The 12,208-nt window shown below is 61.8% G+C and carries 12 protein-coding genes; 5 read left to right on the top strand and 7 right to left on the bottom strand.

The window, feature by feature from the left end; genetic code table 11:
* The 4 genes from QUV11_RS16735 to QUV11_RS16720 form a co-directional block, all read left to right on the top strand.
* Positions 1-995 (top strand): aspartate-semialdehyde dehydrogenase (locus QUV11_RS16735; protein WP_300884096.1); only part of this gene is annotated, 995 nt, incomplete at its 5' end.
* 21 nt (positions 996-1,016) lie between these two features.
* Complete coding sequence (locus QUV11_RS16730; protein WP_300884094.1) at positions 1,017-1,667, top strand: 2-hydroxychromene-2-carboxylate isomerase; 651 nt, start codon at positions 1,017-1,019, stop codon at positions 1,665-1,667.
* The gene (locus QUV11_RS16725) at positions 1,664-2,431 is read left to right on the top strand and encodes an alpha/beta fold hydrolase (protein ID WP_300884093.1); all 768 of its coding nucleotides are present in this window, start codon (positions 1,664-1,666) and stop codon (positions 2,429-2,431) included. Before QUV11_RS16730 ends, QUV11_RS16725 begins: the two co-directional genes overlap by 4 nt.
* A 79-nt stretch (positions 2,432-2,510) precedes the next feature.
* Entirely contained in the window at positions 2,511-4,349 is a 1,839-nt protein-coding gene (locus QUV11_RS16720) for a M2 family metallopeptidase (protein WP_300884092.1), read from the top strand.
* A gap of 177 nt (positions 4,350-4,526) precedes the next feature.
* On the opposite strand, the gene QUV11_RS16715 is transcribed toward QUV11_RS16720, so the two are convergent.
* The 5 genes from QUV11_RS16715 to QUV11_RS16695 all read right to left on the bottom strand — a co-directional run bounded on the left by QUV11_RS16715 (position 4,527) and on the right by QUV11_RS16695 (position 9,559).
* On the bottom strand, positions 4,527-5,102 hold the full coding sequence (locus tag QUV11_RS16715) for a hypothetical protein (RefSeq protein WP_300884091.1): 576 nt from the start codon (positions 5,100-5,102) through the stop codon (positions 4,527-4,529).
* A 182-nt stretch (positions 5,103-5,284) separates the two neighbouring features.
* The gene (locus QUV11_RS16710) at positions 5,285-6,904 is read right to left on the bottom strand and encodes a SulP family inorganic anion transporter (RefSeq protein ID WP_300884090.1); all 1,620 of its coding nucleotides are present in this window, start codon (positions 6,902-6,904) and stop codon (positions 5,285-5,287) included.
* Between the two features lie 40 nt (positions 6,905-6,944).
* Positions 6,945-7,616 carry a carbonic anhydrase gene (locus QUV11_RS16705; RefSeq protein WP_300884089.1) on the bottom strand — a complete coding sequence of 224 codons (672 nt, stop codon included), beginning with the start codon at positions 7,614-7,616 and terminating at the stop codon, positions 6,945-6,947.
* 40 nt (positions 7,617-7,656) lie between these two features.
* Positions 7,657-7,998, bottom strand: a complete 342-nt coding sequence (locus QUV11_RS16700; RefSeq protein ID WP_300884088.1) for a metalloregulator ArsR/SmtB family transcription factor — start codon at positions 7,996-7,998, stop codon at positions 7,657-7,659.
* 121 nt (positions 7,999-8,119) lie between these two features.
* Positions 8,120-9,559 (bottom strand): AMP nucleosidase, encoded by a 1,440-nt coding sequence (locus QUV11_RS16695; protein WP_300884087.1) that lies wholly within the window; start codon positions 9,557-9,559, stop codon positions 8,120-8,122.
* Between the two features lie 139 nt (positions 9,560-9,698).
* Here QUV11_RS16695 and QUV11_RS16690 point away from each other — a divergent pair, with 139 nt between their 5' ends.
* The gene (locus QUV11_RS16690; protein WP_300884085.1) at positions 9,699-10,250 is read left to right on the top strand and encodes a YbjN domain-containing protein; all 552 of its coding nucleotides are present in this window, start codon (positions 9,699-9,701) and stop codon (positions 10,248-10,250) included.
* A 5-nt stretch (positions 10,251-10,255) separates the two neighbouring features.
* Here QUV11_RS16690 and QUV11_RS16685 read toward each other — a convergent pair whose 3' ends face one another.
* A complete protein-coding gene (locus tag QUV11_RS16685; protein ID WP_300884082.1) occupies positions 10,256-11,347 on the bottom strand; it encodes a hypothetical protein in 1,092 nt (363 codons plus the stop codon).
* A gap of 226 nt (positions 11,348-11,573) precedes the next feature.
* Positions 11,574-12,191, bottom strand: coding sequence for a 50S ribosomal protein L9 (gene rplI / locus QUV11_RS16680; protein ID WP_300884080.1), 618 nt, complete (start codon positions 12,189-12,191; stop codon positions 11,574-11,576).
* Positions 12,192-12,208 lie beyond the last annotated feature (17 nt).

Below are 12,208 nucleotides of genomic sequence, written 5' to 3'. Positions count from 1 at the left end.
CCGGAAATGTCGGTCGCGAAATGCTGGCCATCCTGGCCGAGCGCGAGTTCCCGATCGATGAGATCGCAGCGGTCGCCTCGTCGCGTTCGACGGGCACGACGGTCGAGTTCGGCGACACCGGCAAGATGATCAAGGTGCAGAATATCGAGCATTTCGATTTCACCGGTTGGGACATGGCGCTGTTTGCAGCCGGCTCTGCCGCAACCAAGATCTACGCCCCCAAGGCGGCCTCGCAGGGCTGCGTCGTGATCGACAACTCGTCGCTCTACCGCATGGAGCCCGACGTGCCGCTGATCGTGCCGGAAGTGAACCCCGATGCCATCGATGGCTACAAGGCTCGCAACATCATCGCCAACCCCAATTGCTCGACCGCACAATTGGTCGTGGCGCTCAAGCCGCTGCATGACGCAGCGACGATCAAGCGCGTCGTCGTCGCGACCTATCAGTCGGTGTCGGGCGCGGGCAAGGAAGGCATGGACGAGCTGTTCGAGCAGTCGCGCAACATCTTCGTCGGTGACAGCGCCGAGGCGAAGAAGTTCACCAAGCAGATCGCCTTCAACGTCATCCCGCATATCGACGTGTTCCTCGACGATGGATCGACCAAGGAAGAGTGGAAGATGGTGGTCGAAACCAAGAAGATCCTCGACCCCAAGATCAAGCTGGTGGCGACCTGCGTGCGCGTGCCGGTGTTCGTTGGTCATTCCGAGGCGGTGAACATCGAGTTCGAAAACGAGCTGAGCGCCGAAGATGCGCAGAAGATCCTGCGGGAGGCCCCCGGCATCATGCTGGTCGACAAGCGCGAGGACGGCGGATACGTCACCCCGGTCGAATGCGTCGGCGATGGCGCGACCTATATCAGCCGCGTGCGCGACGACAGCACCGTCGAGAACGGCATCTCCTTGTGGTGCGTCTCGGACAATCTGCGCAAGGGCGCTGCGCTCAATGCGGTTCAGATCGCCGAACTGCTGGGCAGAAGGCATTTGAAAAAGGGCTGATCTTATGTCACGGTCAGTGTCATGACATTGACCGCCGACATATTCTGGTCCTTCCGCTCGCCGTACAGCTATCTGGCGATGCGGCGCTATCGCGCGATGGCCGAGCGCTATGACCTGACGCTCAACCTGCGTCCGGTCTATCCGCTCGCCATCCGCCAGCCGGATTTCTTCGAGAAGAGCCCGCCCGGCTGGCTGCGCTACACCTTCACCGATGTGTTCCGGCTCGCCCAGTATCTGGACATCCCGTTCGGGCCGCCGCGCCCCGATCCGATCGTGCAGGATATCGCCACCCGCACCATCGCGGCCGAGCAGCCCTATATCTATCGCATCACTCGCATGGGGCAGGCGGCTGCCCGGCAGGGCAAGAGCCTGGCGTTCTGCGATGAGGTTTCGCGGCTGATCTGGGGCGGCGCGACCGACTGGCATGAGGGCGATCATCTGGCGGGCGCGGCCGAGCGGGCCGGGCTGGACCTGGCCGAGCTGGATGCCATCGCTGTGGCCGACGCCGAAGCGCTGGATGCCGAGCTCGCCGCCAACCAGGAGGCGCTGGAAATGGCGGGGCATTGGGGCGTGCCGACTCTGGTGTTCGATGGCGAACCGTTTTTCGGCCAGGACCGCATCGATCTTGTCCTCTGGCGCATGCAGCAGGCAGGCCTTAAAGAGCGGGGATGACCGCACCAGCCCCCAGCATCGCCACCACCCGCATTCGCTCGGTCGACGGCACCGAGCTTGCCGTGCACGAAACCGGTGAGGGCAGGGCGTTGCTGCTGCTGCACGGGCTGTTTTCGAGCGCCGAGACCAACTGGATCAAGTTCGGCCACGCCGCCAAGCTGGCCCAGGCGGGTTTTCGCGTGATCATGCCCGATCTTCGCGCGCACGGCCAAAGCGGTGCGCCACACGATCCCGCCGCCTATCCGCACGGGGTGCTGGTCGATGACGCCCTGTCGCTGATCGAGACATTGGGGCTCGACGATTTCGATCTGGGCGGCTTTTCGCTGGGCGCGCGCACAACCGCCAAGCTGCTGGGAGCGGGCGTGACACCGCGCAAGGCCATTCTCGCCGGCATGGGCTGGGAAGGGCTGACCGGATGGGGTCGGCGGCGCGATTTCTTCGTCACCGCGATCGATCGACGCGATGAGGTCAAGCGCGGCGACCCGCATTTCATGGCCGTGGCCTTCATGAAGACTCAAGGCATCGATCCGGTGGCGGCGCGGCTGCTGCTCGACAGCTTCGGCGATGTCGATACCGAGGCGCTGGTGGCGCGCGACGTGCCGGTGCTGGTCGTGTGCGGCGCCGATGATCAGGATAACGGCAGCGCGCCTGAGCTGGCGCGGCGTCTGGCCAATGCCACCTATGCCGAGATCAAAGGGACGCACATGTCAAGCGTGCTCGAACCCGCGCTGGCCGATGAGATGGTTTCATTTCTCACCACTTGACGCTGCCTCATAGCGGCTCCATCGTTTGCGCCTGAATTGTCGATCAACAGACAAGCCGAGTGCAAAGGGGTTGCCCGAAATGAAATGCCTGAAATCCATCGCGTCCGTGGTCGCGCTGTCGGTTGCGACCATCTCCCTGCCTGCCTTTGCCGAAGAGGCCGCGCAAGCCACTGCTGCCAAGCCCAGCGCCGCAGATGCGGAGGCCTTTGTCACCGCGGCGGAAAAGGAGATGTTCGACTACACCATCTCTGCAAGCCGGGTGTTCTGGGTCAACTCGACCTATCTGACCGACGATACCAATGCTCTGGCGGCCGAAGTCGGCGCCAAGGGCACGGAAATGCAGGTGCGTTTCGCGCTCGAGGCGGCGAAGTTCAACGACGTCGATGGCCTGAGCGCGGAAACGCGGCGCAAGCTCGACAAGATGCGTGGCGGCATCGTGCTGCCCGCGCCGACCACCGAAGGCGCGGCTGCCGAACTCAACACCATCGCAACCGACCTGCAGTCGATCTATGGCAAGGGCAAAGGGACGATCGACGGCAAGCCGGTCAATGGTTCGGATATCGAGGCGGCGATGGGCGAGAACCGCGACCCCGATGATCTCAAGGAGATGTGGGCGAGCTGGCACGACAATGTCGGCGCGCCGATGAAGGACGACTATGCCCGCATGGTCGAAATTGCCAACCAGGGCGCGCGCGAGCTCGGGTTCAAGAACGTCGGTGCGATGTGGCGCGGGCAGTACGACATGAGCGCGGACGAGTTCGCCGCTCTGACCGAAAAGCTCTGGCAGCAGGTCAAGCCGCTGTATGACGACCTGCATTGCTACACCCGCACCAAGCTCAACGAGAAATACGGCGATGCGGTGCAGGCCAAGACCGGTCCGATCCGCGCCGATCTGCTCGGCAACATGTGGGCGCAGGAGTGGGGCAACATCTATGACGTCGTCGCCCCGGCGGGTGCGGGCGATATCGGCTATGATGTCACCGAGCTGCTCAAGGCCAAGGACTATGACCCGATCAAGATGGTGAAGGGCGGCGAAGCGTTCTTCTCATCGCTGGGCTTTGCGCCTCTGCCCGAGACGTTCTGGCAGCGTTCGCAGTTCGTCAAGCCTGCCGACCGCGAAGTGATCTGCCATGCCTCGGCCTGGGATGTCGACAACAAGGACGATGTCCGCATCAAGATGTGCATCAAGGTGAACGCGGATGATTTCACCACGATCCACCACGAGCTGGGGCACAATTACTATCAGCGTGCGTACAACAAGCAGGATACGCTGCACCTCGACGGCGCCAACGACGGCTTCCACGAGGCCATCGGCGACATGATCGCGCTGTCGATCACGCCCGATTATCTGGTGGAGATCGGCCTTCTGGACCAGGCGAAGGTGCCCGGGCCCGACAAGGATCTCGGGCTGCTGCTGCGCCAGGGCATGGACAAGTTGGCGTTCCTGCCGTTCGGCCTGCTGGTCGACCGCTGGCGCTGGGGCGTATTCGACGGCAGCATCAAGCCTGCCGGCTACAACGACGCATGGACCGCACTCAGGCTGCAATACCAGGGCATCACCCCGCCGGTCGAGCGGCCCGCCGATGCGTTCGATCCGGGGGCGAAATATCATATTCCGGGCAACACGCCCTACACCCGCTATTTCCTCGCGCGGATCCTGCAGTTCCAGTTCTACAAGGCTGCGTGCGACATTGCCGGGTGGAAGGGGCCGCTGCACCGCTGCACCTTCTATGGCAACAAGGAGGTCGGCAACCGGCTGAGCGCGATGCTCGAGATGGGGGCATCCAAGCCCTGGCCCGATGCGCTTGAGGCGTTCACCGGATCGCGCGACATGGATGGCACCGCGATGGTCGAATACTTCGCACCGCTGCAGACCTGGCTCAAGGAACAGAATAAAGGCAGGCAGTGCGGTTGGTGAACCGCGCTGCCTGCCCTTGAGGTTGTTCGCTTAGAACCGGTTATCGGTTCTCGTTATCGATGGGACCTGCTCTCCTGAAGCGGGGGGCGCCTCTTGCCGGAAAACAGGCCCCGAGGCGCCGCGTATGAGGGAATCGCACGCGGCACCTATCTGTTAAGCGTAATCAACGCCGGCTGATTACCGCTTGGTGTTTGGTTTCGCTGCCGCACCCGTGGTCGAAGGGACCACGTTGGGATCGACATAGTCGCTGTTTTCATCCAGCTGGGGCGCGGTATCGGCCGTGTTGCGACGGCTGATGGCAATGGCGGCTGCGATGAGAGCGATGCCGCCCGCGGCCAGACCGATTGCGATCGCGGGATGAGCGCGCGCCTGATCAGCCGCATATTTGCTGTTCTGGCTCACCTTTTCCGACAGCTCGCGCGCAGCGATGCTCAGCCGCTCGGATGCGTCCTGCGCCAGCTCGCCGGCCTTGTCGCGCAGCGGACCGATTTCATTGGTCAGCGCCTTGGCGTTGTCGGAAAGGATGGTCGCTGCTGCATTGGCATTGCGCCGCGTCAGGTCAGAGGCGATCTTGGCGTTTTCGGCGATCACGTCGCCGGCCAGCTTGGCGGTTTCGGTTGCCTTCACGCGCAATTCTTCGCGGTGATCATTGACCGATGCGAAGGCGCTCTGCGCTTCCGTGCGCGCACGCTCGGCCAGATTGAGCGCGTCTTCCTTGATGCGCGCTGCAGCAGTTTTGATGGCATCGCTCATAATAATCTCCTTGGGTTTCACCGGACGGCATTACCATTCCGTTGATGGAGGCATTACGCGGACACACGCCGATTGTTCCCTGATGATCGGCGCGAACCGCAAGTTTTCGATCCTGTTGTGCAAAAAGGCCGCCGGATTGCTCCGACGGCCTTTTGATTGCAATGCTTTGGCAGATATTTGGATCAGGCAGCCGGCTCAAGCACCGGCGGGGCTTTTTTTGGCCCTTCCCCCGGTCCGTCGCGGTTGCTGTCGGCTTCGTCCTGCATCTTCTGATAGGGCGAGGCGTAACGCTCGCGCAGATGTTTCCACTCCATGATCATCGTGCCACCTGTGGCATTGTGCTGTTTCTCCCAGGCCGCCAGCATGTCGAGACACGCGTGGTCGATATGGTCCAGACGTTCGACATGCACATGCACCGCGCGACCGGACTTGACCGTCTCGAGCACGCTGGCAAGCCGCGGGATCGAGAAGAAGGTCGCCGAGCCGTGCAGGAACACGTCGGTGCGGTTGGCCATTTCGTCGTCTTCCAGGTCCACGCGAACATGGGTGAAGGTATAGACGACCTTCGCGGTTGCCAGCACGAAGCCGATGATGACGCCGGTGAGCAGATCGAACACCACGATGCCACCCAGGGTCGCGAAGTAGATCACCAGTTCGACCTTGCCATAGGTCGCGATCTTCTTGATCTGGGCGATGTTGACCAGCTTGTAGCCGGTATACACCAGGATCGCGGCCAGCGCGGCGGTGGGGATGTAGGCCAGCAGCCAGGGAAGCGCGGCAACAGTTCCGAGAATCCACACACCGTGCATGATCGCTGACAGACGGGTCTTGCCTCCGGCCTGCACATTGGCAGACGAGCGCACGATAACCCCGGTCATCGGCAAGGCACCCACGGCACCGCACAGCATGTTACCGATGCCCTGCGCACGCAGTTCCTTGTCGTACTTGGTGCGCGGACCGGTGTGCATCTGATCGACAGCGGTGGCGCACAGCAGGGTTTCGGCACTCGCCACGAACGCGAACACGATACCGAGCAGGATGATGTCAAACCCCAGGCCGCGCTGCAGCGCTTCCATCGTCGGGATGTTGAGCGAGGCGACAATGCTGTCGGGGACCACAACGCGGTTGATGTCGAACCCGGCCAGCAGCGCCACCATCGTACCCACGATCACCGCGATCAGCGGCGCGGGGACCACGGCAAGCGCCTTGGGCTTGAACTGGTTCCACAAGACGATCGCAGCGATGGTCGCAACACCCACCATGGCGGCGAGGTGATGGCTGTCCATCGCCATCGGGAAGATGGCCTTGTAGATCGCCTCGGGGATCGAGATCAGGTTCTCGAGTCCGCTGCCGCGCGGGCTGTCATCGATCATCACATGGAACTGCGACCCCAGGATCAGCACGCCGATCCCGGCGAGCATCCCGTGGATGACCGAAGGCGAAATGGCGCGGAACCATTGGCCGAGCCGGGCAATCCCCGCAATCAGCTGCCAGGCGCCCGCCATCAGGCCGACCACGCCCATCATGATGAGGCCGTGGTCCTGCACCAGCTGGTAGCACAACACCGCAAGGCCGGCGGCCGGGCCGCTGACCTGCAGTGGAGATCCTGCCAGCGACCCGACGACGAGCCCGCCGATGATGCCCGTGATCAGGCCCAGGGCCGGCGGCGCGCCCGATGCGATGGCAACGCCAAGGCACAGCGGCAAAGCCACCAGAAAAACGACGACAGAGGCGAGCAGGTCTTGCGGCCAGCTCTTCTTCATCGTCTCGAATTCACCCAAAGGGGCTGTAGTCGCAGTCATCATGATGCTCCTGGGGACAGGGAGATATTGCTATCGAAAATCACGCCATACATTCGTGCTTGGCCAAGGCGATCGCCGCCATTTCGCTTGCGTAATGTTCATGCACAGGCACGAATTTGTCCTCAGCGGCGTCATAGGCTGCCACATCGCCGGTGCGGATATCGTAGACCCAGCCATGCAGCTGCAGTTCGCCCGCAGCCATGCGCGCAGCAACCGAGGGATGCGTCTTGAGGTGATTGAGCTGCAGGATGACATTCTGCTGCAGCAGCAGGTTCATCTTGCCCGCTTCGTCAAGATCGGCACCGAGATGGTTGACGACTTCGACAGCTGCGCGGGTGTAGCCCAGCCATTCGCGGACGTGGGGAAGACCAGCGAGCCCGTCCAGATTCATCGCACCTTTCATCGCGCCACATTCGGTGTGTCCGCAAATCACGATGTGGGGGACTTTGAGCGCGGCAACAGCGAACTCGATCGACGCGGTCATGCCGCCGGTCTGCTGCGTGTGCGGGGGAACGATGTTGCCGGCGTTGCGGCAGATGAATAGCTCGCCCGGCTCGGTCTGGGTGATCATCGCGGTTTCGATCCGCGAATCAGAGCAGGTAATGAAGAGGGCTTCGGGCGACTGGCCCTTGGCGAGGCTTTCAAACAGCTCCTGCTTTTCGGGGAAGACTTCGGTCTGGAAGCGGACAACGCCTGCGGCGAAATGGGGCATGGGGAGGCTCCTTGGGTTCGGTATCAATGGGGATTGATGATCATGACCAGAGCTCACGCACTTCGCGCAAGTCTCCGGCCATGGAGGCGGGGGCCCTGGCTTCGACAAAAGCCAGGCCGTCGGTAATCCAGCGCGCGATCTGCGGCTGTGCCAGGCTGTAGAGGTGCTGGCGGCCATTGCGTCGTTCCGCCACCATCCGCGCGGCCCTCAGCAAGCTGAGGTGCTGCGACAACCGGGTTGGCGGGAGGTCCAGCCGCTGGGCCAGGGTATTCACATCGCACTCGCCAGTGCGCAGTTCCTCGATCAGACGAATCCGGTCGGGATGCGCGATCAGCTTGAAGACTTCAGCAAGCTCTCGGGCGACAGGTGCGCGATGCGGCATAGGCGGCGGTTCCACGTCGGCATGGGGAAGAAATCCCCAGACAGAAAGGCGCGTTACCGCAGGGCAAATGCCTGCGTCAATACATACCTGCAAAGATATGCAGATGTTACGGTAACGTGCCTTAGCGGAAAGGCGGCTCGTTGAACGCGCGCAGCTTGCGGCTGTGAAGCGAACCGCTTTCCTCGCGCAGCATTTCGCAGGTCCGGATGCCGATCTGCATGTGCGCGGCAATCGCCTCCTCATAGAAGCGGTTGGCCTGGCCTGGCAGCTTCAGTTCGCCGTGCAGCGGCTTGTCCGACACGCATAGCAACGTCCCGTAAGGCACGCGGAAGCGATAGCCCTGCGCCGCAATCGTCGCGCTCTCCATGTCGATGGCGACAGCGCGCGACTGGGAGAAGCGCAGCGCGCTGGCGGAATACCGCAATTCCCAGTTGCGATCATCGGTCGTCACGACCGTTCCGGTGCGCATCCGCCGCTTGAGGTCGGCGCCGCTGGTGCCGGATATTTCCTCCGCCGCGCCCGCCAGCGCCTGCTGGATCTCGGCGATCGGCGGAATGGGGATCTCGGGAGGCAGCACGTCGTCCATGATGTGGTCATCGCGCAGATAGGCATGCGCCAGCACATAATCGCCGATCCGCTGGGTGGGCCTGAGGCCGCCGCAATGACCGATCATCAGCCATACTTCGGGGCGCAGCACCGCAAGGTGGTCGGTGATCGTCTTGGCATTGGAGGGGCCGACGCCGATGTTGACCAGGGTAATGCCGCCGAAATCCGGGGCGATCAGGTGATAGGCGGGCATCTGATGCCGCCGCCAGGCGCTATCGGCCACCAATTGACTGGGGTCCGATCCGGGGACGTCGGTGTACAGGCCGCCGGCTCCGGACAGCGCAGTGTAATAGCCCTTGCCGATCTGGCTGCACGCCCATCCCACGAATTCATCGACATAGCGGTGATAGTTGGTGAACAGGATGAAGCGCTGGACATGTTCCGGCGGCGTCCCGGTATAGTGCCGCAGCCGTGCGAGCGAGAAATCGGTACGCAGGCCATCGAACAGCGACAGCGGCCGGTCCATGCCCTGACCGAGCGACAGGAAACCATCGGCGATCTCGTCACCAATATCGGCCAGCTCGGTGGTGGGGAAGTATCGCGCCAGTTCCAGCGGCGTAATGCCGCCCAGATCCATCCCGGCGATACCGTCGAGGACATATGGGAACGGAATTTCCTGCGTGCTGGGCTCAACGCTCATGCTGACGTCGTAGTTCTCGCGCAACAGGACGAGCTGTTCGGTGAGGTAATCGGCAAACAGCTTTGGCCGCGTCACCGTGGTGGTATACAGCCCCTGCGCGTTCAGGCGTCCGAATGACAGCCCGGTAGACGACAGGCGATCGCTCCCGTCATACTCGACCCGCAGCAGGGGATAGCTGAAACCGCCGCGGCTGCGCATGTCGGCATCGGGCAGGGTGCCATGCTCGACATAAGCGCGAATCGCGGACTGGAGATTGGCAACCGACTGCTCATAATGGTCGGCCAGGGCGGCGATGATCTGGTCTACACTTTTCATGTTCGACGCTTAACGAGTTTGGGCGACACTGTCATTACCGGATGATGACTGCCACGGGTCGGTTTTTCAGGAGGTTGCAAGCATCGGTGCGCACCGCCTATGATACGGCAGGGCGACACCCAGGGGGCAGGAGATGGACATGCACAGGCACAGCGTATTGCGAGCATGGAGCATCGGTATCGCCGCGTGCCTGCTGGGTGCTGCGGCGCATGTGCCGGCGATGGCCCAGCAGCCGGGCAATGCCGACGACCTGACAGAGGTTGACGCCTTCACGCCCACCTCGGTTCGCGAAATCCTGTCGTCCTTCGGCACGGCGGTCACCATCGCCGACCGCCAGACCCCCGAGGGGCGGACGTTTGTCGAAGCGAGTTTCGGTCAGCTCAAGATCAACATGTTCTTCACCGCCTGCCCCCCGGAGCAGCCCAGCCAGTGCCAGGGGCTCTACCTGCTCGCCTTCTGGCCCAAGCCCGCCGAAAGGAACCTGATCAATCTCACCCAGGCTGCGGGGGATTTCAACCGGTTGTACGAGTTCAGCAAGGCAGGCGTATCCGTGGCGGGAGAGCCGTTCGTCGCACGCTATCTGATCAGCGATTTCGGCGTCAAGCGCGGCACGCTTCGCCGCGAGGTGACGAACTTCGTCGTGCTCGCCCAGCGCTTCAACGCGGAGGTCGTCTCGCCGCCGACGCGTTAATGAAACTAGCAGGGTTGTTCCGTGCCAGGGGTGCCCGTTCCGAAACCGTTCCTGCACATCTTCTGTCCACCCTGCGATGAGCCGCCGCCCGAAAACGATCCGACAACTGCCGCCGCGGTAGCATCTCGCATGGCCTGGCCTTGTTCTGCAGTCCGTAGACCACGGCAGCCCATGACGGCATCCCAGAACTGGATGCATTCTAGTTTGCTGCCCGCCATTTTTGCCAGCACCCAGCCTTCGCTTCCGCCATTATAGGTGTAGTCGCCGCGCATCACATAGCTGCCCGACTTGATCGTGCCTTCGACGATCTTGACGTTTCGGATTGAGCCCGGATTGTATTGATTGAACGCCCAGCCTTGCGAGTCAGTACGCACGAACTCGTCGAGCTTTTTCGTCAGCGTTGGCCCTGCGTTTGGCAGCGCTGCATAACGGGCAGCCGCCGCTTCTCGTTCGGCCTTGGCCTGCTGCGCAGCAATAGCCTGCAGCCGATCACGCTCGACATAATCTACGACTTCGACGGAACTGGCATCGACCCTGGTTTCCCAGCGGTTGCGATCTTGCGGATTGCTTTTGGAGACAGCCACGAACGACTGGCTGTCACACGTGGCTTGGATCAGTTCGTTATTCGGTGTGAACAGCTGGCAATTGGTACCTGTACGGGTGCCTGACATCGTCCCAGTCTGGGTCGCGCCATTTGCGCTCCTTCCCGAATAGCGACCGGTGACAAGATTGCCGTCGAATTCGAGTTCATATCTGGCGGCCAGTGAGAATGGCTTGCCGTCAAGCTTGAGCGCGCTGCCTATCAGATCGCCAAGGATGTTACGCGAGTTCTGGCGTTGGGGCGGATAGTTTACTCCGTTGGCCGTGCCTTCGTAGACGATTTTCCCTCTGAAAGTGGCTGGGATTTCCTTGCCCATGACAGGAGCGGCTGCCACCCACTGGCCATTAGTATCTTTGCACATTTTTGTAGGCTTGGGCTTTCCTCCCTCGTTGAGGGGGACTGTGCGACATTCCGGACTTTGCGCCACGGCTTCGTCTGAATTAGCCGCCCCAACACAAGTAAACACCAAAAACCCAACTAACAGACAGGTCTTCATCACTTGCGCTCCGTCAGTGATTCTTGATGAAAGTTATCATTGACAGGAAGTGGATGTAAATGAGGCCCTTTTGAATTTACAAATGCGACGCGATGCGGACACCGATGCGGCATTGACTGGCTTCCGCCGCATCCGGCTGGATGGCCTTGAAAGCTGAGTGAAACATATCACAAAAAAGCCAGGCTCCATCACTGGAACCTGGCTTTTTGTGTGGCTTTCAAAGCTCTCAGGCTTCGGGCTGTTCGCCCTCGGCTTCGGCTTCTTCGGGCTCGTCCTGCGGGATCAGGCCCGGTTCGGCGTTGGGGTCGAACTTTTCGACGAAGCCAGCAGGCTGCTGGTCTTCTTCGAACATCTGACGCATCACGTCGACACCGGCCTTCTGCAGTTCGGCTTCATCATCGCTGCGAGCAACGTTGACGGTGACGTTGACCGAGACTTCCGGGTGAAGCGCGATCTTGACCGGGAATACGCCCAGCGTCTTGATCGGACGTTCCAGAATGATCATCGCCTTGGTGACCGCGGTCGCGCCAGCTTCGTTGAGTGCATCGGCGATGTCGCGAACCGAGACCGAGCCGTAAAGCTGGCCGCTGTTCGACGAAGCGCGGATGAGCACGACCTGCATGCCATCGACCGATTCGGCGCGCTTGGCAGCTTCGTCGCGCTTGGCAACGTTTTCGGATTCAATGCGCTCGCGATTGGCTTCGAAGACCTTGCGGTTGGCTTCGTTGGCGCGCAGGGCCTTCTTGTTGGGCAACAGGAAGTTGCGGGCATAGCCGTCCTTCACGGAGACGACGTCACCGATCGAACCAAGCTTCTCGATCCGTTCGAGCAAAATGATCTGCATGTCTCTTGCTCCTTACT

The organism is Blastomonas sp. (assembly GCF_030373265.1).
Taxonomy (GTDB): Bacteria; Pseudomonadota; Alphaproteobacteria; order Sphingomonadales; family Sphingomonadaceae; genus Blastomonas.
Note: the sequence above shows the minus strand (reverse complement) of the source record. Positions and strands in the feature narration are given on the sequence as shown.

Coding starts and splice junctions, on each gene's coding strand:
- QUV11_RS16695 (WP_300884087.1), bottom strand. CDS start 9,559: ATGAAAAGTGTAGACCAGATCATCGCCGCCCTGGCCGACCATTATGAG.
- rplI (WP_300884080.1), bottom strand. CDS start 12,191: ATGCAGATCATTTTGCTCGAACGGATCGAGAAGCTTGGTTCGATCGGT.
- QUV11_RS16690 (WP_300884085.1), top strand. CDS start 9,699: ATGCACAGGCACAGCGTATTGCGAGCATGGAGCATCGGTATCGCCGCG.
- QUV11_RS16700 (WP_300884088.1), bottom strand. CDS start 7,998: ATGCCGCATCGCGCACCTGTCGCCCGAGAGCTTGCTGAAGTCTTCAAG.
- QUV11_RS16730 (WP_300884094.1), top strand. CDS start 1,017: ATGACATTGACCGCCGACATATTCTGGTCCTTCCGCTCGCCGTACAGC.
- QUV11_RS16715 (WP_300884091.1), bottom strand. CDS start 5,102: ATGAGCGATGCCATCAAAACTGCTGCAGCGCGCATCAAGGAAGACGCG.
- QUV11_RS16705 (WP_300884089.1), bottom strand. CDS start 7,616: ATGCCCCATTTCGCCGCAGGCGTTGTCCGCTTCCAGACCGAAGTCTTC.
- QUV11_RS16710 (WP_300884090.1), bottom strand. CDS start 6,904: ATGACTGCGACTACAGCCCCTTTGGGTGAATTCGAGACGATGAAGAAG.
- QUV11_RS16725 (WP_300884093.1), top strand. CDS start 1,664: ATGACCGCACCAGCCCCCAGCATCGCCACCACCCGCATTCGCTCGGTC.
- QUV11_RS16685 (WP_300884082.1), bottom strand. CDS start 11,347: ATGAAGACCTGTCTGTTAGTTGGGTTTTTGGTGTTTACTTGTGTTGGG.
- QUV11_RS16720 (WP_300884092.1), top strand. CDS start 2,511: ATGAAATGCCTGAAATCCATCGCGTCCGTGGTCGCGCTGTCGGTTGCG.